At 36.7% G+C, this 23,650-nt stretch carries 22 protein-coding genes, 1 pseudogene and 1 other annotated feature; of the genes and pseudogenes, 19 read left to right on the top strand and 4 right to left on the bottom strand.

Annotated elements, in window-relative coordinates:
• The first annotated feature begins 1 nt into the window (after window position 1).
• The 15 genes from minD to pheA all read left to right on the top strand — a co-directional run bounded on the left by minD (window position 2) and on the right by pheA (window position 14,656).
• Window positions 2-799, top strand: coding sequence for a septum site-determining protein MinD (minD, locus tag ACYFX0_RS10070; protein WP_000503309.1), 798 nt, complete (start codon window positions 2-4; stop codon window positions 797-799).
• Between the two features lie 133 nt (window positions 800-932).
• Window positions 933-1,679 (top strand): stage IV sporulation protein SpoIVFA, encoded by a 747-nt coding sequence (gene spoIVFA, locus ACYFX0_RS10065; protein WP_000797477.1) that lies wholly within the window; start codon window positions 933-935, stop codon window positions 1,677-1,679.
• Entirely contained in the window at window positions 1,672-2,532 is an 861-nt protein-coding gene (gene spoIVFB, locus ACYFX0_RS10060; protein WP_000599046.1) for a stage IV sporulation intramembrane metalloprotease SpoIVFB, read from the top strand. The genes spoIVFA and spoIVFB overlap by 8 nt, the downstream gene beginning before the upstream one ends.
• Window positions 2,533-2,599: 67 nt before the next feature.
• On the top strand, window positions 2,600-3,988 hold the full coding sequence (locus ACYFX0_RS10055; RefSeq protein WP_017763620.1) for an Rne/Rng family ribonuclease: 1,389 nt from the start codon (window positions 2,600-2,602) through the stop codon (window positions 3,986-3,988).
• 77 nt (window positions 3,989-4,065) lie between these two features.
• Window positions 4,066-4,143, top strand: a sequence feature (ribosomal protein L21 leader region).
• A gap of 14 nt (window positions 4,144-4,157) precedes the next feature.
• Window positions 4,158-4,466, top strand: coding sequence for a 50S ribosomal protein L21 (gene rplU, locus ACYFX0_RS10050; RefSeq protein ID WP_000270907.1), 309 nt, complete (start codon window positions 4,158-4,160; stop codon window positions 4,464-4,466).
• 11 nt (window positions 4,467-4,477) lie between these two features.
• The gene (locus ACYFX0_RS10045; protein ID WP_002082112.1) at window positions 4,478-4,822 is read left to right on the top strand and encodes a ribosomal-processing cysteine protease Prp; all 345 of its coding nucleotides are present in this window, start codon (window positions 4,478-4,480) and stop codon (window positions 4,820-4,822) included.
• A gap of 3 nt (window positions 4,823-4,825) precedes the next feature.
• A complete protein-coding gene (gene rpmA, locus ACYFX0_RS10040) occupies window positions 4,826-5,116 on the top strand; it encodes a 50S ribosomal protein L27 (RefSeq protein WP_000944957.1) in 291 nt (96 codons plus the stop codon).
• 63 nt (window positions 5,117-5,179) lie between these two features.
• Entirely contained in the window at window positions 5,180-5,722 is a 543-nt protein-coding gene (locus tag ACYFX0_RS10035; protein ID WP_001003585.1) for a sporulation initiation phosphotransferase B, read from the top strand.
• 4 nt (window positions 5,723-5,726) lie between these two features.
• Window positions 5,727-7,013, top strand: a complete 1,287-nt coding sequence (gene obgE, locus ACYFX0_RS10030; RefSeq protein ID WP_000497121.1) for a GTPase ObgE — start codon at window positions 5,727-5,729, stop codon at window positions 7,011-7,013.
• A 188-nt stretch (window positions 7,014-7,201) separates the two neighbouring features.
• Window positions 7,202-7,909, top strand: a complete 708-nt coding sequence (locus ACYFX0_RS10025) for a response regulator transcription factor (RefSeq protein WP_002082113.1) — start codon at window positions 7,202-7,204, stop codon at window positions 7,907-7,909.
• On the top strand, window positions 7,899-8,981 hold the full coding sequence (locus ACYFX0_RS10020; protein WP_460270380.1) for a HAMP domain-containing histidine kinase: 1,083 nt from the start codon (window positions 7,899-7,901) through the stop codon (window positions 8,979-8,981). Before ACYFX0_RS10025 ends, ACYFX0_RS10020 begins: the two co-directional genes overlap by 11 nt.
• Before the next feature lie 93 nt (window positions 8,982-9,074).
• Window positions 9,075-9,851, top strand: a complete 777-nt coding sequence (locus tag ACYFX0_RS10015; protein WP_000114530.1) for an ABC transporter ATP-binding protein — start codon at window positions 9,075-9,077, stop codon at window positions 9,849-9,851.
• Entirely contained in the window at window positions 9,826-11,748 is a 1,923-nt protein-coding gene (locus ACYFX0_RS10010) for an ABC transporter permease (RefSeq protein WP_086397886.1), read from the top strand. Before ACYFX0_RS10015 ends, ACYFX0_RS10010 begins: the two co-directional genes overlap by 26 nt.
• A 49-nt stretch (window positions 11,749-11,797) precedes the next feature.
• Window positions 11,798-13,708, top strand: a complete 1,911-nt coding sequence (locus ACYFX0_RS10005; protein ID WP_460270377.1) for an ABC transporter permease — start codon at window positions 11,798-11,800, stop codon at window positions 13,706-13,708.
• Window positions 13,709-13,804: 96 nt separating this feature from the next.
• Window positions 13,805-14,656: a prephenate dehydratase gene (gene pheA, locus ACYFX0_RS10000; RefSeq protein WP_000621701.1), complete on the top strand. Its 852-nt coding sequence runs from the start codon at window positions 13,805-13,807 to the stop codon at window positions 14,654-14,656.
• 177 nt (window positions 14,657-14,833) lie between these two features.
• Here the strand turns inward: pheA and ACYFX0_RS09995 are convergent, their stop codons facing one another.
• From ACYFX0_RS09995 to ACYFX0_RS09980, 4 genes are all read right to left on the bottom strand, one after another.
• Window positions 14,834-15,304, bottom strand: coding sequence for a hypothetical protein (locus ACYFX0_RS09995; RefSeq protein ID WP_000796367.1), 471 nt, complete (start codon window positions 15,302-15,304; stop codon window positions 14,834-14,836).
• 192 nt (window positions 15,305-15,496) lie between these two features.
• Complete coding sequence (locus tag ACYFX0_RS09990; protein ID WP_000511662.1) at window positions 15,497-16,144, bottom strand: MOSC domain-containing protein; 648 nt, start codon at window positions 16,142-16,144, stop codon at window positions 15,497-15,499.
• Window positions 16,145-16,223: 79 nt separating this feature from the next.
• Entirely contained in the window at window positions 16,224-16,766 is a 543-nt protein-coding gene (locus tag ACYFX0_RS09985) for a transcription repressor NadR (protein ID WP_000812273.1), read from the bottom strand.
• Window positions 16,766-17,908 (bottom strand): IscS subfamily cysteine desulfurase, encoded by a 1,143-nt coding sequence (locus ACYFX0_RS09980; RefSeq protein ID WP_000973781.1) that lies wholly within the window; start codon window positions 17,906-17,908, stop codon window positions 16,766-16,768. Before ACYFX0_RS09980 ends, ACYFX0_RS09985 begins: the two co-directional genes overlap by 1 nt.
• Before the next feature lie 152 nt (window positions 17,909-18,060).
• On the opposite strand from ACYFX0_RS09980, the gene nadB reads away from it, so the two are divergent.
• From nadB to safA, 4 genes and pseudogenes are all read left to right on the top strand, one after another.
• On the top strand, window positions 18,061-19,590 hold the full coding sequence (gene nadB, locus ACYFX0_RS09975) for an L-aspartate oxidase (RefSeq protein WP_001138541.1): 1,530 nt from the start codon (window positions 18,061-18,063) through the stop codon (window positions 19,588-19,590).
• A gap of 19 nt (window positions 19,591-19,609) precedes the next feature.
• Window positions 19,610-20,443, top strand: a complete 834-nt coding sequence (gene nadC / locus ACYFX0_RS09970; protein ID WP_001092241.1) for a carboxylating nicotinate-nucleotide diphosphorylase — start codon at window positions 19,610-19,612, stop codon at window positions 20,441-20,443.
• A gap of 30 nt (window positions 20,444-20,473) precedes the next feature.
• Window positions 20,474-21,580 carry a quinolinate synthase NadA gene (nadA, locus tag ACYFX0_RS09965; protein WP_098437089.1) on the top strand — a complete coding sequence of 369 codons (1,107 nt, stop codon included), beginning with the start codon at window positions 20,474-20,476 and terminating at the stop codon, window positions 21,578-21,580.
• 226 nt (window positions 21,581-21,806) lie between these two features.
• Window positions 21,807-21,963: pseudogene (gene safA, locus ACYFX0_RS09960) on the top strand (SafA/ExsA family spore coat assembly protein); the annotation flags it as partial.
• Window positions 21,964-23,650: the final 1,687 nt, after the last annotated feature.

Raw genomic sequence — 23,650 nt, 5'->3', positions numbered from 1 at the left:
TGTGGGAGAGGCAATAGTAATTACATCTGGAAAAGGCGGAGTAGGTAAAACTACAACGTCTGCGAACATTGGTACGGCCCTAGCGTTATCTGGAAAGAAAGTGTGCTTAATTGACACAGATATCGGTCTTCGAAATTTAGACGTAGTAATGGGGCTGGAAAATCGTATTGTATTTGATCTTGTTGATGTCGTTGAAGGGCGTTGCCGTTTACCTCAGGCTCTTATTAAAGATAAACGTTTTGATGATCTTTATTTATTACCTGCAGCACAAACGAGTGATAAATCAGCGGTAACACCTGAACAAATGGATGAATTAATACAAGTATTACGTCAAGATTATGATTACATATTAATTGATTGTCCTGCGGGGATTGAGCAGGGATTTAAAAATGCGGTAGCTGGTGCGGATAAAGCAATCGTTGTTACGACGCCAGAAGTATCCTCAATGCGCGATGCGGATCGTATTATTGGGCTTTTAGAAAAAGAGGATATTGAACCACCAAAACTTGTTATTAACCGTGTACGTAGTCATATGCTTCATGAACAGGATATGTTAGATGTTGATGAAATTGTACGTACATTGTCAATCGAGCTTCTTGGTGTTGTCGAAGATGACGATGAAGTTATTCGAGCTACAAATACAGGTGAACCTGTGGCGTTGCAACCAAGCGGAAAAGCAGCGTTGGCTTATCGTAATATCGCAAGACGCTTGTTGGGTGAGAATGTACCATTACAAGCATTTGAACAAGAAAAGGTATCGGTATTTGCAAAGGTAAAAAACTTCTTTGGAATCCGTTAAAAGCACTTCGCACATATGCGAAGTGTTTTCTTTTTTCTTCACACGAATATCTTTCTTTCTTAGCTCATACACATGTACAAACTGTATACAACTGTTTCTATTGAAATTAGCTTACGGAAAGAAAGGAGACAGTATGAAGAATAGACGCGTAGAAGAAATTAAAAAGCGGATTGCGAAAAGGAAGGCCGAGCAAGAAAGGATGGAGGAAGAGCAGTATTTTACCGGAGGGAATTTTGGTAGCGAAACAGTATTTATTGAAGAAGGAGAAAAGGAAATTCACCCTTTATTTCGAAAGGAAGTCTTTTTCTTCAAAGTTTTATTATCAGCAATATTAGTTCTTTCGGTTGCTATTTTATATAAGAATGCCCCGTCTTCGTTCGATGGTGCTAAAGCTGTTACAGAAAAAGTGATGAAAGAGGAATTTCAGTTTGCTACTGTAGCGAAATGGTATGAAAAGCAATTTGGAAAACCGCTTGTATTTTATTCACCGAATGAGAAAAAAGAAGGAAGTATTCAGCAAAAAAATTATGCAATTCCTGCTTCTGGAAAAGTAATGCAAGGGTTTCAAAAAAATGGCCAAGGTGTATTTGTCCAAACAGCTACAAATGCAACAGTTGAGTCAGTGAATGAAGGATTAGTTGTTTTTGCGGGTAAGAAAGAGGAACTTGGAAATACAGTTCAAATTCAACATGCAGATGGTACGGAGTCATGGTATGCAAACTTAAACGATATGTCAGTGAAATTATATGATTACGTTTCAAAGAAACAAAAAATTGGAACGGTGAGTAATGATACAAATGATAAAAATGGAAAGTTTTATTTCGCGATAAAAAAGAATGAAAAATTTATTGATCCGATCCAGGTGATATCATTTGATTAAATATAGGGACGTTTTAACGAAAATTTCCGTGCATCCATTATTTTGGGTTATCATTGTCATTGGTATTTTTACTGCACGTTTTAAAGAATTAATACTGTTATTTTGTATTGTTCTTATTCATGAACTTGGGCATGCTCTTGCAGCAGCGCACTATAATTGGCGTATAAAAAAAATTCAGCTTTTGCCGTTTGGTGGCGTGGCTGAGCTTGAGGAACATGGTAATAAGTCGTTGAAAGAGGAACTTGTTGTCGTAATTGCAGGACCGATTCAACATGTTTGGATGATGCTAGTAGGTTATATATTATTTGAAGCCGGTTGGCTGAACGCGGATTTATATTATTTCTTTATGTGGAATAATATAATTATTTTAGCGTTTAATTTACTCCCTATTTGGCCGTTAGATGGCGGGAAAGTATTGTTTAATATACTATCATATCGTTTTCCTTATTTACAAGCACATGAAAAGATGATGAAATTGTCATGTGTTTTTTTTGGTGTAATATTAGGATGGCAGTTACTCTGGAATAGCAATAATATTATGATGTGGGTACTACTCATGTTTTTGGCAGTGTCGTTATATCAAGAGTGGAAACAAAGACGGTATGCCTTTATGCGTTTTTTATTAGAACGTTATTATGGGAACAAAAGAGGAATTGAAAAGATTGCACCTATTGAAGTGCAATCAGAAGATCATTTATATAAGATATTCACAAAATTTCGTAGAGGATATAAGCACTCTATTATCGTCCATGGAAAATATAAAGAACATTACACATTAGATGAAAATGAACTGCTCTATGCATATTTTACTGAAAAACGAACAACTTCATCAGTTGAAGAATTAATCGGTTAGTGTTGACGATAGCACTAACCTTTTATTATTGTAAAAGCAAAGAAGATTATAAAGTGAGGAAATAATTTTGAAAACGTTATATGTGAATTACGCTGGATCGGAAAAGCGCGTTGCAATTGAAGAGAAGAAAAAAATTGTTGAGTTTTTATGGAAACGTAATGAAGAGCAAGAGATTGTTGGGCATATTTATGCCGGACGTATCGTAAGAACAATCGCTGGAATGAACGCAGCATTTGTAAACATCGGTTTAGAAAAACATGCGTACCTTTCATACGATGATGTACCATCTTGTTATCGTATACATGAAGGGCAAGCGATTCTCGTACAAGTTGTGAAAGAGGCAATTGATACGAAAGGGCCTAAATTGACAGCGAATATAGAATTTACCGGGAAATATGTCGTTTATATGCCGTTTGATGAGATGCGCGCTGTTTCTCGGAAAATAAAAAATAATAAAAAAAGACAACAGTTACTCCAAATTGAGGTAGAAGGAACAGGGGGTTACATTTTCCGCTCTGCTTCTGAAAAAGGAGCGATTGAAGAAATACAAGCTGAAATGCAAATGTTACAGCAGTTATATGAAGAGCTAAAAAGAAAAGAGGGCCAAGGAAAGGCGCCGTTATTACTTCATCGACCGGCCACCTTTTTAGATCGTGTATTCCAAGAGAATCCGATTGAAACAATTGAAAAAGTAGTTGTAGATACAAGAAGTATAGTAAAAGAATTAGAGGAAAAGATTGGAAAAGAAAAAGTATCTTTTTATAATGAAAAATCTTCAATGTTTAACCATTTTGGAATAGAGCGTGAAATCGAGAAAGCACTTCAAAAAATTGTATGGCTCCCGAATGGTGCTTATTTAATTGTGGAACAAATGGAGACGATGACTGTAATTGATGTGAATACGGGCAAGTTTACTGGAAAACAGAATTTACAAGATACAGTCCTTCGTACAAATGAAGTGGCAGCTGAAGAGATTGCACGTCAATTAAGACTGCGTGATATCGGTGGTATGATATTAATTGATTTTATTAATATGAAAAGAAGAGAAGATAAAGAAATGGTAAGAGAATGTCTCATGGCTGCTATGCAAAATGATCGCACATATACAAGAGTGCTTGGGTTTACAGAGTTAGGGATTTTAGAGATGACACGTAAACGTAAGAAACATTCTTTACGCGACGTATTACTAGAAGAATGTGTACCGTGCAAAGCGACGGGGTATGTGATGTCATATGAGACAATTGCGTATGAGTTAGAGAGAGAGCTAATTACATATGGCAATATAGAGGATGAGGCAGTATTAATCGCTGCACCTAAAGACTTGCAAAAACAATTTTTGCAAAAAGAATTACAAAAAAATATTCCATTTGAAATTTATTTCAAAGATGATATGATCGAAAAGTATGCAATTGTCCGTTTTGGAAGTAAAACAGAAATTGTAGAGCGGAAAAAATAGTTAGCAGAACATTTATTGACAACCGTCTATGATTCATGATAACATCTTTATGTTATAGTTTATAGCACCTAAACGGCTATATGCTACAACCGCACAAGACAGGTTCCCTAAAGGCATATATGTCTACCTCGTTTTTGGCGAGTCTTAGTAATTAAGAGGAGGTGCAAGTATGTACGCAATTATCGAAACAGGTGGAAAACAAATTAAAGTTGAAGCTGGTCAAGCAATCTACATTGAAAAATTAGATGTTGAAGCTGGTGAAACTGTTACTTTTGACAAAGTTCTTTTCGTTGGTGGCGAAAACGTTAAAGTTGGTAGCCCAGTTGTAGAAGGTGCAACAGTTACTGCGAAAGTTGAAAAACAAGGTCGCGCTAAGAAAATTATCGTTTTCAAATACAAAGCGAAAAAGAACAATCGTAAGAAACAAGGTCATCGTCAACCTTACACTAAGCTAGTTGTTGAAGCTATCAACGCTTAATCCAGGTTAACATGATTAAAATTACGATAAGTCGCACGAAATTAGGAAGTATCCAATCATTTAAAATGACTGGACATGCCGATTATGCGCCACATGGACAAGACCTTGTCTGTGCTGGAACTACAGCGGTTGTGTTTGGTTCTATAAATGCAGTGGAAGAACTTTGTAATGTGCAGGCAACTATTGAACTCGGAAGTGATGGTGGATTCTTAACGTATGAATTGCCTAATGATTTAGACGTTCATACAGTAGAAAAAGCACAGATACTTTTGGAAGGATTGGTTGTTTCGCTTAAGACGATCGAACTTGATTACGGAAAGTATATCCGTTTAATAGAAAAAGTGCAGGAGGTGTAACGTATGTTAAGATTAGATCTTCAGTTTTTCGCATCTAAGAAAGGTGTAGGTAGTACAAAGAACGGTCGTGACTCTCAGTCAAAACGTCTTGGTGCTAAACGCGCAGATGGTCAAACGGTTTCAGGTGGTTCAATTCTTTACCGTCAACGCGGTACAAAAATTTATCCAGGTGTTAACGTTGGTCGTGGTGGCGATGACACTTTATACGCGAAAGTTGACGGCGTAGTACGCTTTGAGCGTCTTGGCCGTGACCGCAAACAAGTGAGCGTATATCCTGTTGCTCAAGAAGCATAAGAACTCACGGAAAACTCTAACCTGAGTGCAGGTTAGAGTTTTTCTATATTAAGGGGTATCTAAATGAATGAAAAATGGACAATTATAGATGCATTGCGCCATTCAAGACATGATTGGCTCAATCGTATGCAGATGGTGAAAGGAAACCTTTCCCTTGGAAAAGTGGAAGAAATTCATAGTCTCATCGATCGTTTTGTCCAAGAAGCGAGACAAGAATCCAATCTGATGGGGCTATCAATGCCTTTATTTTCAGAGTGGATTTTAACATATAATTGGAAACAGCAGCCGTGCTTATTGGAGTACGAAGTATTAGGGAAATTACATAACTTATCTCACTTAGATGAGACTGTATGTACATGGACGAATCAATTTTTCTCGATGCTTCAGCATAGTTTAGACGTATATGTTGAAAATTATGTTTGTATCACAATTGAATGTGACGCGGATAATGCTCGTTTCTTTTTTGATTTTCGTGGTAAGCTAACGAGTGTAGAAGAACTACAGAATTGGCTTGCGACCCAAAACAATAAATGGTATTCCATTTCTTATACAGTGCGAGACGAAGAAGTCTCAGTTATATTACAACCAATTGAAAAAGTGTGGTGAAATAATGTTTGTAGATCAGGTCAAGATATATGTAAAAGGCGGCGACGGTGGTAACGGTATGGTTGCGTATCGTCGTGAGAAGTATGTTCCTAAAGGTGGCCCAGCAGGTGGCGACGGCGGTAAAGGTGCAGATGTTGTTTTCGTAGTTGAGGAAGGCTTACGTACATTAATGGACTTCCGCTACCAACGTCATTTCAAAGCTGATCGCGGTCAGCACGGAATGAGTAAAGGTCAGCACGGACGTAAATCTGAAGATTTAATCGTAAAGGTTCCACCAGGAACAATAGTAAAAGATGAAAAAACTGGTCAAATTCTTGCCGATTTAGTAACGCATGAACAAACTGCTGTAATCGCAAGAGGTGGCCGTGGTGGCCGTGGTAACTCACGTTTCGCAACAGCTACGAACCCAGCACCAGAAATCGCTGAGAACGGAGAACCAGGTCAAGAACGTGATGTCATTCTAGAACTTAAAGTACTAGCAGATGTTGGACTTGTTGGATTCCCAAGTGTAGGTAAATCTACATTATTATCTGTTGTATCATCAGCACGTCCGAAAATTGCAGAGTATCACTTTACAACAATCGTTCCGAATCTTGGTGTTGTTGAAACTGGTGATAACCGCAGCTTCGTGATGGCTGACCTTCCTGGACTAATTGAAGGCGCACATGCTGGCGTTGGACTTGGACACCAATTCTTACGTCATATCGAGCGTACACGTGTAATTGTACATGTTATTGATATGTCTGGTTTAGAAGGCCGTGAGCCATATGAAGATTATGTTACAATTAATAATGAATTAAAAGAATACAATATGCGTTTAACAGAGCGTCCGCAAGTTGTTGTAGCAAACAAAATGGATATGCCAGATGCAGAAGAGAACTTACAAGCATTTAAAGAGAAAGTGGGAGACGAAGTAAAAATCTTCCCAATTTCAGCTGTAACGAAACAAGGTGTTCGTGATTTACTATTTGAAGTAGCGAACTTATTAGAAACAACACCAGAATTCCCAATGTATGATGTTGTCGAAGAGTCTGAAGCAAGTGTAATGTATAAATTTGATGCTGAAAGTCTTAAATTTGAAATTACACGTGAAAGTGACGGCACATTTGTTATTTCTGGTTACGATATCGAGAAGACATTCAAAATGACAGACTTCTCACGTGATGAATCTATACGTCGTTTCGCTCGCCAAATGCGCGGAATGGGTATTGATGAAGCGCTTCGTGCACGTGGTGCAAAAGACGGAGATATTGTAAAAATTCTTGAATATGAATTTGAATTTATCGATTAAGACTGCCGAAATATGGCAGTCTTTTTTTTATCCCACTATTTGCCCGTAGAACCTCCACTGATTAAAGTATCACTTTATATTGCAATAGTTAGATTATTATAGGGAAAAATCCCCACTAATTAAATTTTCAATTTATAATGGAAAAAGGAGTAAATGTAGAAGAATTCTTTTATGGGGAGAAAAAGAACATGTATAAAATATTAATTGTAGAAGATGATGAGAAAATTGCGGGAATATTAGAGGAGCATTTAGAAAGGTATGGCTATCAATCATTTAGAGCAAGTGATTTACGTCATATAAAAGATGAGTTTGTAAAAATAAATCCTCATCTTGTGTTACTTGATATTAACTTACCGTACTTTGACGGTTTTTATTGGTGTCGTCAAATTCGTACTGTATCGAATGCGCCGATTATTTTTGTTTCTGCAAGAACAGGGGAAATGGATCAAGTGATGGCGATTGAAAATGGCGGCGATGATTATATTACGAAGCCATTCCATTTAGATATCGTAATGGCAAAGGTGAAGAGTGCGCTTCGCCGTGGCTATGGAGAGTATGCCTCTGCTGCTGAAAGTGATTGTTTAGGTGTAAATGGACTGTTGTTATTCCCATCCCAGCATATCGTTGAGTGGCAGGGACAACAAACTGAACTGACAAAAAATGAGTTTTACTTATTAGAGTGTTTAATGAAACAGGTGAATCAATATGTAACGCGTGAAGAACTGTTAGAAGCTCTATGGGATGAAGTAGCATTTGTGGATGATAATACATTAACCGTAAATGTAAAACGTGTAAGGAAGAAACTAGAAGAGCTAGGCATTAAAAATGCAATTGTAACGAAACGTGGATATGGTTATGCGCTTCTTACGGAGTGGGGCGAAGGGCATGAAGGTTAAAAATTACCTCGTGGATCGCTTTCCTTTAATTCTTTCTTATATTGTTAGCCTTTGTTTATTTGGGCTCGTTTTGCAGTTGCAAAGTCTTTTAGAAAAGAAATCCATTGATTGGAGTACGTGGTTATATGGACTTTTATTAGGAACAGTTGTGTTTACTGTATACCTCATTTACGATTATCGAAAACGGAGTGTGTTTTTAAAGAGGATCGAAAAGTACGTTACTGGCGGAAATACATTACATGACTCTTTACTTATTGATGAATCTTATACATCAGAGCAAGAAATGGTCGTTGAATCTTTTACGTTATTAAGACAGCAATATATGAATGAAATTCATAAACAGCATGCGAAAGAGCAACAGCAAATGATATTTATGAACCAATGGATTCACCAAATGAAAACACCAGTATCTGTTATTGAATTATTGTTGCAGAAGTTTGGCAAAGAGCATCGTGAGGCAAGAGTAACAGTTGAAAGTATCCGTGAAGAAAATAACCGTATACTAAATGGGTTAGATTTAGCGTTACATATGGCAAGACTAGAGCAGTTTGCGAAAGATTATAAGGTAGAAGTAGTAAATGTTATAGATATCGTGCGAGGTATTATTAATGAAAACCGAAAATCCTTCATTCAATCGTCTGTATTCCCGAAAGTGATGTTTGAAGAAGATACTTGTATGGTTGCATCTGATAGAAAATGGCTGAGCATTGCTATAGGTCAAATTGTTGTAAACGCAATCAAGTATACCAAAATTTCAGCGGTAGAGAAAAAAGAAATTCAATTTCAAATTGAAGAGAAAAATCAAAAGGTGTTATTACATATTAATGACAATGGAATTGGTATTCCAGAGCAAGACGTAAAGCGCATATTTGACCCATTCTTTACGGGAATAAATGGACGTAAAACGAGAGAAGCGACTGGGATGGGCTTATATATTACGAAGGAAATTTGCGATAATTTACATCATGGAATGTATGTTCAATCGGCTGAAGGAGAAGGGACAACATTCACGTTCCAATTTGCAAAAGATGAAGAATATCATACATTGATGAGAAAAATGACAAAACTGTAAGATAACAAAACGTTTTGTAAGGGAAATCACTCGTTTCTTTTTCTTATTTTTCTTATAGTAAATGTAAGAAGAAAACACATAGGGGGATTAGAAATGAGTGTTCTTGAAGTAAAAGGATTAACGAAGGTGTACCAATCAAAAGGTTCAGTAGCGACGACTGCTTTAAACGATATAAATTTTAAAATAGAAGAAGGCGAATTTGTAGGGATTATGGGTCCTTCAGGAAGCGGGAAAACGACGCTTTTAAATTTATTAGCAACAATTGATAAGCAAACTTCAGGTCATGTACTTGTAAATGGTGAAGAAATTAATCAAATGCGTGCTGCCAAATTAGCGGAGTTTCGCCGTACACATTTAGGATTCATCTTCCAAGATTTTAACTTACTTGATACGTTATCCATTAAAGAAAACATCATTTTACCACTTGTAATGGCGAAGAAATCTGTAAATGAAATCGATGCGAAAGTACTGGAAATTGCGAAGTTTTTAAACATCGAAGAAATTTTAAATAAAAAAGTATACGAAGTATCAGGCGGACAACAGCAACGTGCAGCAGCTGCGAGAGCGATTATTCATGAGCCTACGTTAATTTTAGCAGATGAGCCGACTGGAAACTTAGATTCGAAGTCAGCAAAATCATTAATGAGCGCGTTGCAAGACTTACATGAACAAAAGAAAGTGACAATTGCAATGGTAACGCATGATCCAGTAGCAGCGAGTTATTGCGAACGTATTCTATTCATTCGCGACGGAGAAATTTTCTCAGAAATACATAAAGGAAGAACGAAACAAGCCTTTTTCCAAGAAATTCTGGACGTACTTGCGATGCTAGGAGGAGAATATCATGAACTTTCGCCAGCTCGCGCTTAATAACGTAAAAGGGAATTGGCGTAACTATAAAGCGTTTCTTATAAGTAGTTGTTTATCGATTGTCGTATTTTTCATGTATGCTTCTTTTATTTATCATCCAGATGTCGTAAGCGGTAATATTAGTATGAGAAAGATGATTACAAAAGGATTAGAATCGATGAATTATATTGTGGTCATCTTCTCGGCACTCTTTATTTTATATGCAAATTCAACGTTTTTACGAGCAAGAAAAAAAGAGTTTGGTCTACTAACATTAATAGGCGGAACGAAATCGCAGCTCGGCCGAATGATTATATTAGAACAACTGATGTTAGGTGGTATTGCAATTGTAGTTGGTATTGGGGTTGGAATGCTTTGTTCAAAATTATTTTTCCAAGCGTTAAGCGTATTATTGAAAATAGATAAGACACTTCCACTCGTTTGGAATAGTAAAGCAGTTCTTATTACAGCTGGTGTATACTTTATTCTATTTTTAATCCTATCATTATTTAGTGTTTGGACAGTAGGACGCTTGCAAATTATTGATTTATTAAAAGAAGCAAGAAAACAAAAAGTAGAGCCGTTTGCATTTACATGGTTAAGTGTAGTTGGTATAGGATGTATTATTGCTGCATATGTACTTAGCTTCCAAGTAACGTTTCTGAATTTCATCATCCTCTTTTTACCGGTGGTAGGACTGACAATTGGCGGAACGTATTTACTATTTACACAAGGTAGTACAGTTGTATTAAAAGCATTACAAAAAAGAAAGCAATCTTTCTATACGTATCCAAATATGTTTGTTCTTAGCAACCTTATTTATAAAATGAAAGATAATGCTCGTTTTTTATTTGTAATTTCTATTATTACGGCGATTGTATCCTCGGCAGTTGGCACGCTTTACGTATATTTTGAAAATTTGAGTGCGAAAACTGTAGAACTTACACCACATGCTATCTCATATGAGGAAAAGGGGTTAAATACATATAGCCTTATTAATGAAGAAAAGGTACAGGAGCTTGTGAAGAGACACGGGTTTGAAGATGCGCGAAAAGTAACATACATAAAACTACCAGCAACACAGAAAATAACGTTGTTTAATAGTGAACATGAAGTACCGATGACGATTATTTCAGAAAAAGAATATAATGCGGAAGTGCGTAAACAAAAGAGAGAGCAACCTTCAGAAATTCATAATGCAATGGGTAGTGCAACGATGGTTATGGTTGATATGTCAAATGAACTGATGAAGATAGATCGTACGAAACCGTATGAATTTACAATTAACGGACAAAAGCAGTCTGTTCAATTAAATGCCCCAACGCAGTATTCTGTTTTTAATGATAGTGAATATCTCGTTGTAAATGATCAAGATTTTGAGAAATATGCAAAACTCGTACCAGATGAAGAAAAGACGAAATATTACGGTTATTATATTGAGGATTGGAAAAGTACAGAAGATCTTGTATTAGATTTGAAAAATGAAATTGCACCAGAAAAGCAAGGAGAATTGAGAAATTCAGTGTTTGCGTATAAGGATATAAGAGAAGGTGGAGCAATTACAATGTTCATCGGTTTCTTCGTAGCAGTACTGTTCTTCTTCTTCGCTTGTAGTATGACATACTTTAAATGGTTTAACGATAAAGAACAAGATCGTATTCAATTTAAATCGTTAAAGAGAATCGGTATGACAGATAAAGAAATTCGCAAAATTGCGATTCGACAAATGGGAGTTATCTTCTTTATCCCAATTTTAATCGGTTCCATTCATAGTGGAGTTGCTCTTCATACGTTAGGGAAAATGCTTTATATTGATTTGTGGAAATCAGGTGCGCTTGTAATTGGAGCATACATTTTAGCTTCTGCCATTTACTTTATGATCGCGCAAAGAGGATATTTAAAACACGTAAAAAGCTAGGGGAATCTCTAGCTTTTTGCCTATGTAGTAAGTTACAGGAGGACGATAGATGAACATTCGGCAACTAGCGCTGCAAAATATAAAAGGAAATTGGCGTAATTATAAAGTGTTTTTCTTAAGTAGTTGTTTTGCAATATTTGCTTCTTACGCATATATGTCTGTCATTGTGCATCCATATATGCAAGAGACGATGTGGTATCAAAACGTACGCTGGGGACTTATCATATGTAATGTTATAATCATTTCTTTTTTCGTCATATTTATTTTGTACTCTACTTCTATTTTCATAGAAGCACGTAAGAAAGAATTAGGGTTATATATGTTAATGGGAGCAACGAAGTCTAACGTAATAGGAGTGATTATGACCGAGCAAATTTTAATCGGGGTCTTCGCGAATATTTTCGGTATTGGGCTTGGTATGATATTTTTAAAACTCTTTTTTATGGTATTTAGTATGTTACTGGGGCTTCCGAAAGAACTACCTGTTATATTTGACGTAAGGGCGATTGGTGTAACATTTATTACATATATAGTCGTTTTTATTCTATTATCTTTTATAAGTGCTTTACGTATATGGAATATAAAAATCATTCGGTTATTGAAAGAATTTCGAACAGATAAAAAAGAGAAGAAAACATCAAAGTGGCTCTGTTTATTCGGTTTTGCTTGTTTAGTGGGCGGGTATGCGTTGGCGCTACAAGTGACGATGGCTACGATAGCGATATACTTTTTCCCTGTGTCTATACTTGTCTTTTTTGGAATGTACTTTTCTTTCGCGCATGGTGCTACCCAAGTGTTAGAAATGATAAAGCGAAATAAAAAGATTATGTATACATATCCGTATTTATTTATAGTGAATCAATTGTCACATCGAATGAAGGAAAATGGTCGCTTTTTCTTTCTGATGTCTATGGCAACGACGTTTGTAGTTACAGCAACAGGTACGGTGTTCTTATATTTTTCTAGCATGCAAGATATGTGGCGAACTGGAGGGATACACTCGTTTTCGTACATAGAAAAAGGTATTTCTACTCATGAAGTCTTTGAAGAAGGTGCGGTTGAAAAATTACTGCATCAATATGAGTATGATGATTTTCAATATATGAGTTTTATTGGAGTGTATGCATCCTTTCAGTCTAATAAGGGAGAAACAACAATAGCGCCGCTTATAAAAGAAAGTGAATATAACCAAGAAGCGAGGAAACAAAAACAGAAAACGTATCGTCCTAAAAAAGGTACAGTGACACTCGTTTATTATAATAAATACAATAATTCGAATGTATATAATCAAAAAGAGATTCAATTGCAAGTAATGAATCAACCATATCAATTCGTATTTAACGGTCAGAAAGAAGGTGTTCAATTTAACCATCATCCCTCGTACATTAATGGTCTGTTCTTCGTTATGAATGATGAAGATTTTGACAGTATAGCAAATCAGGTTCCTGATTCTGAAAAAATGATATATAGAGGCTACACATTACCAAATATCGAAAAGACGAAGAAATTAAATGAAGATTTACGGAAACATATGAAACAAGATAATAATGCATTTCGAAGCAATATGGAGTTATATGTAAATATGAAAGAAGGCGGCGATATTACTCTATTTGTAGGCTCATTTATTAGTATATTATTTTTTCTTACTTCATGTAGTATCGTGTATTTTAAATGGTTCCATAATATTGCATCGGACCGAAAGCAGTATGGTGCACTCTCTAAACTTGGAATGACGAAGGAAGAAGTATGGAAAATTTCTCGTTGGCAATTATGTATGCTATTTTTTGCGCCAATTATAGTAGGGAGTATGCATAGTGCAGTTGCGTTATATACGTTTCATAATACGCTTTTTATGGATGGATCATTAAGAAAAGTAGGTTTGTTCATTCTGTTTTATATCGCAGCATGTATCATTTATTTCTTCTTCGCTCAAAGAGAATATAAGAAACATTTAGACTAGCGAAAGCTAGTCTTTTTTTAATATTCGAAATTTGCATAGAAGAATATAAAAAAGTATGGTATAACAGTAAGAAAACGAAAAAGAGGGGAAAAGACGATGATTCGAGTAGGATATTTAGGACCAGAAGCAACATTTACAAATATGGCGGTGAGTCGTTTTTTTCCGGAAGCAGAGCATGTACCGTATCGAACGATTCCAGATTGTATAGATGCAGCTGCAAATGAAAATGTAGACTTCGCAGTTGTACCGTTAGAAAATGCAATAGAAGGTTCAGTGAATATAACGGTTGATTACCTTGTACATGAGCAGCCGCTTTCCATTGTAGGAGAAATTACAGTACCAATTCAGCAGCATTTACTTGTACATCCGCAGTATGCAGAAGTGTGGGATGAAGTATATGCGGTGCATTCTCATCCGCATGCCATTGCACAGTGCCATAAATTTTTAAATGAAGAATTAAAAGGAGTAACTGTTCGAGATATGACATCCACAAGTGCCGCTGCGCAATATGTGAAAGAACATCCTGAAGAGAAAATTGCCGCTATTGCAAATGAAGCAGCTGCAGAAAAATATGGATTAACAATTGTGAGGCGTAGCATTCATACGCATAAAAATAATCACACACGTTTCCTAGTACTCCATAAGAAAAAGAAAGCAGTACTCCCGAATAACGGAGAGAACCGCGGAGAGAAAACGACGCTTATGATAACGTTACCTGCAGATTATGCAGGTGCCCTATATCAAGTGTTATCAGCTTTCGCATGGAGAAAATTAAACTTATCAAAAATCGAATCGCGTCCGATGAAAACAGGTCTTGGAAATTACTTTTTCTTAATCGATGTCGATAAAGCGTATGATGACGTATTATTGCCAGGCGTAACGATGGAACTTGAAGCACTCGGTTTTTCTGTTACTGTGCTGGGGAGTTATTCTTCTTATTGGTTGTAAAGGGAGCTGTTGTTAAACTTGTTTGAAATGAAAAGTTGTTTATCGGTTTGAGGCAGAGTAAGCTATCGATTCTATTGGAGTAAGTGATGTAATTAAGCTAGCAAAATAAAGAAGCCGTCCTAAAAGATATTTTAGGACGGCTTTCTGTTAGGAATAGGTCACTCTTTTGTCGTGTTTTTAGTACGCATCATTACAACTATTATAATAATAGGATTCATCATTGTTCGAATTACTGCAGCAAATACAATTCGTTTGTTGTATTAATAGATTAAGTGTAGATGGAGCTACAGTATCTGAGAAAGTAATACTCAAAACATCTTCTACTAAAAATGTTTTAATATCTCCTGGTGTTAAGGTAAATGTAAGTGGAGAGCGATGGTTTAATCTTGCAATTGTTAATCTAATCGTTGTTGCAAATGCAGGACTGAAACTAAATTTAATAAGTGTCTTATTATGATTTTTAGTGAAGTTTTCAAATACAGTTCGAGGAATTCCAGTTGTTATATCAAGATCTTGAGGGGTATCTTCCGTACCGAAAATAGTATAGTTCTGTATAAAACAGTTAGTTGAATCTGAATTTGAAGAATTACATGGATGATCATTTTTCTTATAATATTTTTTTCCATTTTTTAAGAAGTAATCTGCCATAACTAATCACTCCCTTCATATATAAGGGTTAAAGGTTGTCCATATATAATATGAAATATATTTTTATATGTTTGGACGTGAAGGAAGAGAAAATAAAAATACCCCCATTAGATAAACAGATTTTTATTTTTTATCTGTCTACCTAATGGGGAGCATATCAGAACTCAATACTGTTTTACCTGGTGGGATTCTTTATTTTAACTTCACAAGACGCTCTTCTAACTGACCACGCCAAATATCAGCTAGTTCTGGAACAGCAAGAATTTTTTCTATGCCATCTTTATCTTTTCTATTATGAAAATAGATTTCGTTAGAGAACAACACAGAAATATTGCTCGGTTGACGTTCTAGTAATGTAATTTTAGAATCTTTACGTACAGTACCTTCTTGAAGAACACGGCATAGGTAGCCAGTAAATCCAGTTGCTACAATGCGCGGCAAAATGCCAGGAATACCGAGGCGTTTTGAAATAGTGCTACAAGGTACTCTTGCTTGTGTCACTTGAATGATTGCTTCACCTAGTTGATATGTATCTCCGATGCAAACATCACGCTCTAACATATTTGTTACGGTAATGTTTTCGCCAAATGTGGAAGCTGGAAGCGTAGTTTGAAATTCCTCTTCCCATAGTGCGTAATGCTCGTGTGGGTATACACAAACAGCTCGATCAGGACCGCCATGATGTTTTAAATCTGCTACGTCATCGCCGAGGAATCCATCTTTTGAGAGGAAAGCTTCTTCTGTAAGTTCCTTACATATACCAGTAATCATTTCTTTATCTTCGCTATATTTCATTTGTTTCGGTTTGCCAATGCTAAAGTGAACGAGTTTAATTCCCATAAGTGATCTCCTTTACGATTGATTACAATATTATAGCATTAAAAAAGCACAGAGAATTATAAAAACTCTGTGCTTTACATTAATAAACGAGAAATCCTGCTTTATCCAGTGCCTTGCAAGCAGCATCTAACTTTTCTTTAGAATCGGCCTCAATTGTATGTAAGTGAATACCATCTGTTAGTTGCGAAAGGTAAGAAGCATTTGTGTTTTCTATTTTTTGTAAATATTGTTCTACATCAAAGCGATTACTTACCATAATAGATGCTGTTAAATCGCCGTATACAGGATGCTCAACTTTTACGTCTTTAATCGTAACACCGTGATCAACAAGCATTGTAAGTTCTTGACGTACTTCTGCTGGTTTGTGCTGGCATACGATTACGCGTTCAAAAGCTTGTTGTTTCTCTTGTGGCTTTAAATATAAATAGCCTTGAGCAGTCGCAATAATTGGTTCGTTTCGTGCTTTAAGTAAGGAAATATCTTGCACGATAACTTGCCTACTTACGTTTGTCTTCTTCGATAGTTCATTTCCAGATAACGGCTCATTTGCAGCGAGAAGCCACTGGAGGATAAGCTGTCGTCTTTCTTCACCTAAAATCTTTTTTTGTTCATTTTGTTTCATTATGATTTAACACCTCTATAAAATTGATTTCCAATTGTGTGTAGTGCATGAATAGTAGTATCAATTTGATCTTTCGTTGTTTGTTGTCCGAAAGAGAAGCGGACATATTGTTTGGCCTCTTCATACGTTTTTCCAATTGCAAGCATGGTTTTCGAAGGTTCTTGTTTACCGACTTGGCAAGCACTTCCGGTGGAAATGGCAATACCATGACGATTACATTCTAGCATAGTATATTGACCTTCTATTCCTTTTATTGTAACCCCAACAATATGTGGTAAACAAGAAGTAGAATGACCTTCTACTTCAATTTCTAGCGGAAGTGTTTGTATTTGCTCTAAAAAGTAGGATCGTAACTCTTTAAAACGTAAACTTTCTTCCCATTGAGTTTTTAATATATTTTCAGCAGCTGTTAAAAAAGATGCGATGCCGGGAACGTTAACTGTACCTGGGCGAAATCCTTTTTCGTGAGAAGTTCCTGGAAATACTTGTTCCCAGCGAGATTGCGGATTTATGTAGCAAGCGCCGACACCTTTTGGTCCGTATATTTTATGTGCTGAAACAGAAAGACTATCAATCCCCATCTCAAAAACATGGATAGGCAGTTTACCAAACGTTTGCACACAATCCGTATGAAATAAAACATTATATTTTTTCAAAATTGCCCCGATTTCTGTAATGTTTTGAACGGTTCCGATTTCAGAGTTTCCATGCTGTATACTTGCTAGCACAGTATCTTCTGTAATAGATGCCTCTAAATCTACTAAACAAATGAGTCCGCTTTTATCAACAGGAATTTCAGTGATCGTATAGCCTTTTGATTTTAGAGATTGAAAATAACTTCGAATGGATGCATGTTCCATAGGTGTCGTAATAATATGCTTCTTATTTCGGGCATTTAGAAGTGATTGGATCGCAAGATAGTTTGATTCTGAGCCACCGCTTGTGAAGAATACTCCTTGTTCTTTTCCACCAATCATTTCCGCGAATGTTTTTCGGCAAACTTGTAATAAAGAAGAAGCCGTTCCTCCAATGTCATGTAAACTTTGTTCATTTCCGAAGTATTGAGAAGCTGCTTTCATATATGTTTGTAACGCTTCCTCGCTCATAGGTGTAGTAGCTGCATAGTCAAGATATATCATCATGTAAGTTCCTCTCTCTAGTAAGAGTTACATTTCTTTTACTTTTTAAATGGTAGTGAAAATAAGAATTATAAAAAAACTCTTGTCATTATTTTAAAACTATGTAAATATAGGTGTCAAGACAGTTGAAAAGTGTAAAGTAGGAGGCAACAATTATGCCAAGTGCAGATGTCTTAATTATTGGAAGTGGCGTTGCGGCACTTCGTGTTGCAAAAGAGATTTGTCACGAAAAGAATGTGATTATTATCACAAAGGAGACGAAACGTAATAATAATACACATTTAGCTCAAGGTGGAATTGCCGCAGCGGTAGCTACATATGACAATCCTAATGATCATTTTGAAGATACGTTAGTAGCAGGGTGTCATTATAATAATGAAGAAGTGGTCCGTTATTTAGTTGAGGAAGGGCCGAAAGAAATTAATAACCTTATTGAAAGAGGAATGAAATTTGATGGAGATGAAACAGGTCCTCATCTTGGAAAAGAAGGAGCGCATCGAAAACGTCGTATTTTACATGCAGGTGGCGATGCAACAGGAAAGAATTTATTAGAGCATCTTATTCAAGAAGTAGCTCCATACGTTACGGTAGTGGAACAGGAAATGGTGCTCGATTTTATTATAGAAAAAGATAAATGTGTTGGGGCTTTAACTCGTAACAATAAAGGAGAACTGAAACGTTACAATGCAGATTATACGGTGTTAGCTTCAGGCGGTATTGGCGGTTTATACGCCTTTACTTCTAATGATGAGACAATTACAGGCGATGGACTTGCAATGGTGTACCGTGCAGGCGGAGAGCTTGTAGATTTAGAGTTTATACAATTTCATCCGACGATGTTATACGCGGGTGGGCGTTGTTCCGGCCTCGTGTCTGAAGCTGTTCGCGGAGAAGGAGCTGTTCTTATAAATGGAAAAGGGCAGCGTTTTATGATGGATATACATTCCGAACAGGATCTAGCGCCTCGTGATGTAGTCGCAAGGGCTATTCATGAACAGCTACTTGCGGGTGAAAAAGTGTACTTAAACATCGAAATGATTCAAAACTTTGAACAACGCTTTCCGACCGTGTCATCGATATGTAAAACAAATGGAGTCGATATAAATAAAAAACTTATTCCAGTCGTGCCCGGTACTCATTTTCACATGGGCGGCGTGAAAACGAACTGTGATGGAGAGACGTCTATTCCGAACCTATACGCAGTCGGTGAAGTAGCTTGTAATGGGGTTCATGGTGCAAATAGATTAGCGAGTAATTCATTATTAGAAGGTCTTGTGTTTGGAAAAAGAATCGGACGACACATTTTATCTAGAGAGACAAAAGAAAAGGTGAGCATGCTAGCCGAAAAGGAAGCGAAGTTTATCGTTCTGAATCATTTACCGACGAAAGAAGAAATACAAAAATGCATGATGAAATATGTTGGGATTGTGCGAACAGAGCAAAGTTTATCTTATGCGAAGAGATGGCTTAGTAAGTACGGTGTTCGAAATATGATATTACAACATGATGTTCTTACGAATGAAGAGATAACACTTATTAATATGTTAACGGTTTGTGAGCTTATAGTTGTGTCAGCTCTGCAAAGAGAAGAAAGTATTGGTGGGCATTACCGGAGTGATTATCCAGATAGAAATGTAGGAAAGAAAGAGATTGTTCGAGTAAAGAGAAAACTACAACTTGTGTGATGAGGGGAAGAGGGGCTTTATGAACACGATAAAAGTGAAAGAAGCATTAAATCGATTTTTTTTAGAAGATATAGGAGAAAGAGATGTAACATCTCAGCTTATTTTTCCAGATAACTTGCTTTCAAAAGGAACGTTTCTTTCGAAGGATACAGGGGTCTTTGCAGGACGTTTAGTAATTGAATCGGGATTTAAATTAATTGATGAGAGAATTGAAGTAGAGCTTCATAAAAAAGATGGGGATCTTGTAGAAAAAGGCGAAATCATTGCAACTGTGCAAGGTCCAATTGCATCGTTATTAACAGCAGAGCGCGTTATATTAAATGTTATCCAGCGTATGAGCGGAATAGCGACGATGACGCGTAAAGCGGTTCTTGCTTTAGATAGCAGCCATACACGTATTTGTGATACGCGAAAAACAATGCCGGGGCTACGTATGTTTGATAAGTATGCAGTCGTGTGCGGAGGAGGATTTAATCACCGTTTCGGTTTATATGATGGTGTCATGATCAAAGACAATCATATTGCCTTTGCGGGTTCTATTACGAAAGCTGTTACATCGCTGAAAGAAAAATTAGGACATATGGTGAAAGTAGAAGTGGAAACAGAAACGGAGGAGCAAGTGAGAGAGGCTGTAGCGGCTGGTGCGGATATTATTATGTTTGATAACCGTACGCCAGATGAGATTAGAGAGTTTTCAAAGATTGTACCAAGTGCCATCGTTACGGAAGCATCAGGAGGCATTACAATTGAAGATTTATCGAAATACGGAAAAACAGGGGTAGATTATATTTCACTTGGAGCGTTAACACATTCAGTGAAAGCACTTGATATTAGTTTCAATATTGAAGGGTAAGGAAAGTCGCTTAGAGGGGGAGAAAGGAATATGAGTATTTTAGAAAAAGTGCAACCAATTGAAACGATGTTACCGGAGCGTTATCACAAGATGTCAAAAGAAGATATGGAAAAGCGTGTTCATGAAATTAAAGAAAAAATGGGGAAAATGTTATTCATTCCAGGACATCATTACCAAAAAAATGAAGTGGTACAATTTTCAGATGCAGCAGGGGATTCACTTCAGCTTGCGCAAGTTGCAGCGAGCAATAAAGACGCAAAGTATATTGTGTTTTGCGGGGTGCACTTTATGGCGGAAACAGCAGATATGTTAACGACAGATGATCAAATCGTTATTTTGCCAGATATGCGTGCAGGATGTTCGATGGCAGATATGGCAGATATTGAACAAACAGAAAGAGCGTGGAAAGAGCTCACGAAATTATTTGGAGATACGATGATTCCGTTAACGTATGTGAACTCTACAGCTGCAATTAAAGCGTTTTGTGGTCGTAACGGAGGAGCAACAGTAACTTCTTCTAATGCAAAGCAAATGGTATCTTGGGCGTTTACTCAAAAAGAACGTCTCGTCTTTTTACCGGATCAACATTTAGGAAGAAATACAGCGTACGACTTAGGTATCCCGTTAGATAAAATGGCAGTATGGGATCCGCATACTGATTCTTTAGAGTACGATGGAGATATAGAAGAAATTCAAGTGATTTTATGGAAAGGTCATTGTTCAGTTCATCAAAACTTTACAGTGAAAAACATAGAGAATGTACGAAAAAATCATCCGGATATGAATATTATTGTACATCCAGAATGTTGCTATGAAGTTGTAGCTGCTTCAGATTATGCAGGGTCAACGAAATATATTATTGATATGATTGAATCAGCGCCATCTGGTAGCAAATGGGCGATTGGTACAGAAATGAATTTAGTGAACCGAATTATTCAGCAACATCCAGATAAAGAAATTGTTTCACTTAATCCATTTATGTGTCCATGTTTAACGATGAACCGAATTGATCTGCCTCACTTATTATGGGCACTTGAAACGATAGAAAGAGGAGAAGAAATTAACGTTATTAGTGTAGATAAACAAGTAACCGCAGAAGCGGTTCTTGCATTAAATCGTATGTTAGAGCGTGTGTAAAGCAACGGTATTCCCGTTGCTTTTTTTCATGCACATAATCATAACGAGAACGAAATGGGCATACATTGTTGTGAAGAAATCATTGCGATTTTTTTATGCTTATTCCACTTCAAATGATATTGAAAATCGAAGAAGTGATGAAAGTGAAAAGAAGTTAACGTTATTTAGAAAGAGTTACTTCATGAGATTTGTTACTTATAGATAAGTTATACAGGAGGGGGAAAATTTGAAAATTCATATCGTGCAAAAAGGGGATACCCTTTGGAAAATTGCGAAAAAGTACGGAGTGGATTTTGATACGCTGAAACAAACAAATACACAACTTAGTAATCCTGATCTAATCATGCCAGGTATGAAAATTAAAGTGCCATCAAAGAGTGTTCATATGAAACAACAGGCTGGAGCAGGCTCAGCGCCTCCAAAGCAATACGTAAAAGAAGTGCAGCAAAAAGAATTTGCAGCAACACCAACTCCGCTTGGAATAGAAGATGAAGAAGAAGTTACGTATCAATCAGCACCAATTACACAGCAGCCAGCTATGCAACAAACACAAAAAGAAGTGCAAGTAAAACCGCAGAAGGAGATGCAAGTAAAGCCGCAAAAAGAAGTACAGGTGAAACCACAGAAGGAGATGCAGGTAAAGCCGCAAAAAGAGGTGCAAAAAGAACAGCCAATTCAAAAAGAAAAACCAGTTGAAAAACCGTCTGTTATTCAAAAACCACCTGTGATAGAAAAACAAAAACCGGCGGAAAAAGAAAACACGAAGTTTTCGGTAAATGTATTACCGCAGCCGCCACAACCACCAATAAAACCAAAAAAAGAATATAAAATTTCAGATGTAATAAAAAAAGGAAGCGAGTTAATTGCTCCTCAAATTAGTAAAATGAAACCTAAAAATATCATTTCTCCGCAAACGAAAAAAAACAATATAGTATCGCCGCAAGTGAAGAAGGAGAATGTAGGGAATATACTATCGCCGCAAGTGAAGAAGGAGAATGTAGGGAATATAATATCACCGCAAGTGAAGAAAGAAAATGTAGGGAATATAGTGTCACCGCAAGTGAAAAAAGAAAATGTAGGGAATATAGTGTCACCACAAGTGAAGAAAGAGAATGTAGGGAATATAATATCGCCGCAAGTGAAGAAAGAGAATGTAGGGAATATAGTGTCACCACAAGTGAAGAAAGAAAACGTAGGGAATATAGTATCACCAAATGTATCGAAAGAAAATGTAGTTATTCCACAAGTCATACCGCCAAATATTCAAATGCCAAATATAATGCCAATTATGGATAACAACCAACCACCAAATATGATGCCAATTATGGATAACAACCAACCACCGAATATGATGCCAATTATGGATAACAACCAACCACCGAATATGATGCCAATTATGGATAACAATCAAATGCCGAATATGATGCCAATTATGGATAATAATCAAATGCCGAATATGATGCCAATTATGGATAATAATCAAATGCCGAATATGATGCCAATTATGGATAATAATCAAATGCCGAATATAATGCCAATTATGGATAACAACCAACCCCCGAATATGATGCCAATTATGGATAACAACCAACCACCGAATATGATGCCAATTATGGATAATAATCAAATGCCGAATATGATGCCGATCATGGATAACAATCAAATGCCGAATATGATGCCAATCATGGATAACAATCAAATGCCGAATATGATGCCAATCATGGATAACAATCAAATGCCGAATATGATGCCAATCATGGATAACAATCAACCACCGGATATGATGCCATATCAAATGCCGTATCAACAGCCTATGATGCCGCCGAATCCATATTATCAACAACCAAATCCATATCAAATGCCATATCAGCAAGGAGCGCCGTTTGGACCGCAATATACGTCTATGCCAAACACGAATATGATGCCAATGGATAATAATATGCCGCCGCTTGTGCAGGGTGAGGAAGATTGTGGATGCGGAGGAGAAAGTAGACTATATAGTCCACAACCAGGCGGTCCGCAATATGCGAATCCTTTATATTATCAACCAACTCAATCTGCATATGCACC

The sequence above is a fragment of the Bacillus sp. NEAU-Y102 genome (assembly GCF_054788175.1).
This window is presented reverse-complemented; position numbering and strand designations above follow the sequence as displayed.

Coding starts and splice junctions, on each gene's coding strand:
- spoIVFA (WP_000797477.1), top strand. CDS start 933: ATGAAGAATAGACGCGTAGAAGAAATTAAAAAGCGGATTGCGAAAAGG.
- rplU (WP_000270907.1), top strand. CDS start 4,158: ATGTACGCAATTATCGAAACAGGTGGAAAACAAATTAAAGTTGAAGCT.
- ACYFX0_RS10045 (WP_002082112.1), top strand. CDS start 4,478: ATGATTAAAATTACGATAAGTCGCACGAAATTAGGAAGTATCCAATCA.
- rpmA (WP_000944957.1), top strand. CDS start 4,826: ATGTTAAGATTAGATCTTCAGTTTTTCGCATCTAAGAAAGGTGTAGGT.
- ACYFX0_RS10035 (WP_001003585.1), top strand. CDS start 5,180: ATGAATGAAAAATGGACAATTATAGATGCATTGCGCCATTCAAGACAT.
- obgE (WP_000497121.1), top strand. CDS start 5,727: ATGTTTGTAGATCAGGTCAAGATATATGTAAAAGGCGGCGACGGTGGT.
- ACYFX0_RS10025 (WP_002082113.1), top strand. CDS start 7,202: ATGTATAAAATATTAATTGTAGAAGATGATGAGAAAATTGCGGGAATA.
- ACYFX0_RS10020 (WP_460270380.1), top strand. CDS start 7,899: ATGAAGGTTAAAAATTACCTCGTGGATCGCTTTCCTTTAATTCTTTCT.
- ACYFX0_RS10015 (WP_000114530.1), top strand. CDS start 9,075: ATGAGTGTTCTTGAAGTAAAAGGATTAACGAAGGTGTACCAATCAAAA.
- ACYFX0_RS10010 (WP_086397886.1), top strand. CDS start 9,826: ATGAACTTTCGCCAGCTCGCGCTTAATAACGTAAAAGGGAATTGGCGT.
- ACYFX0_RS10005 (WP_460270377.1), top strand. CDS start 11,798: ATGAACATTCGGCAACTAGCGCTGCAAAATATAAAAGGAAATTGGCGT.
- pheA (WP_000621701.1), top strand. CDS start 13,805: ATGATTCGAGTAGGATATTTAGGACCAGAAGCAACATTTACAAATATG.
- ACYFX0_RS09995 (WP_000796367.1), bottom strand. CDS start 15,304: ATGGCAGATTACTTCTTAAAAAATGGAAAAAAATATTATAAGAAAAAT.
- ACYFX0_RS09990 (WP_000511662.1), bottom strand. CDS start 16,144: ATGGGAATTAAACTCGTTCACTTTAGCATTGGCAAACCGAAACAAATG.
- ACYFX0_RS09985 (WP_000812273.1), bottom strand. CDS start 16,766: ATGAAACAAAATGAACAAAAAAAGATTTTAGGTGAAGAAAGACGACAG.
- ACYFX0_RS09980 (WP_000973781.1), bottom strand. CDS start 17,908: ATGATGATATATCTTGACTATGCAGCTACTACACCTATGAGCGAGGAA.
- nadB (WP_001138541.1), top strand. CDS start 18,061: ATGCCAAGTGCAGATGTCTTAATTATTGGAAGTGGCGTTGCGGCACTT.
- nadC (WP_001092241.1), top strand. CDS start 19,610: ATGAACACGATAAAAGTGAAAGAAGCATTAAATCGATTTTTTTTAGAA.
- nadA (WP_098437089.1), top strand. CDS start 20,474: ATGAGTATTTTAGAAAAAGTGCAACCAATTGAAACGATGTTACCGGAG.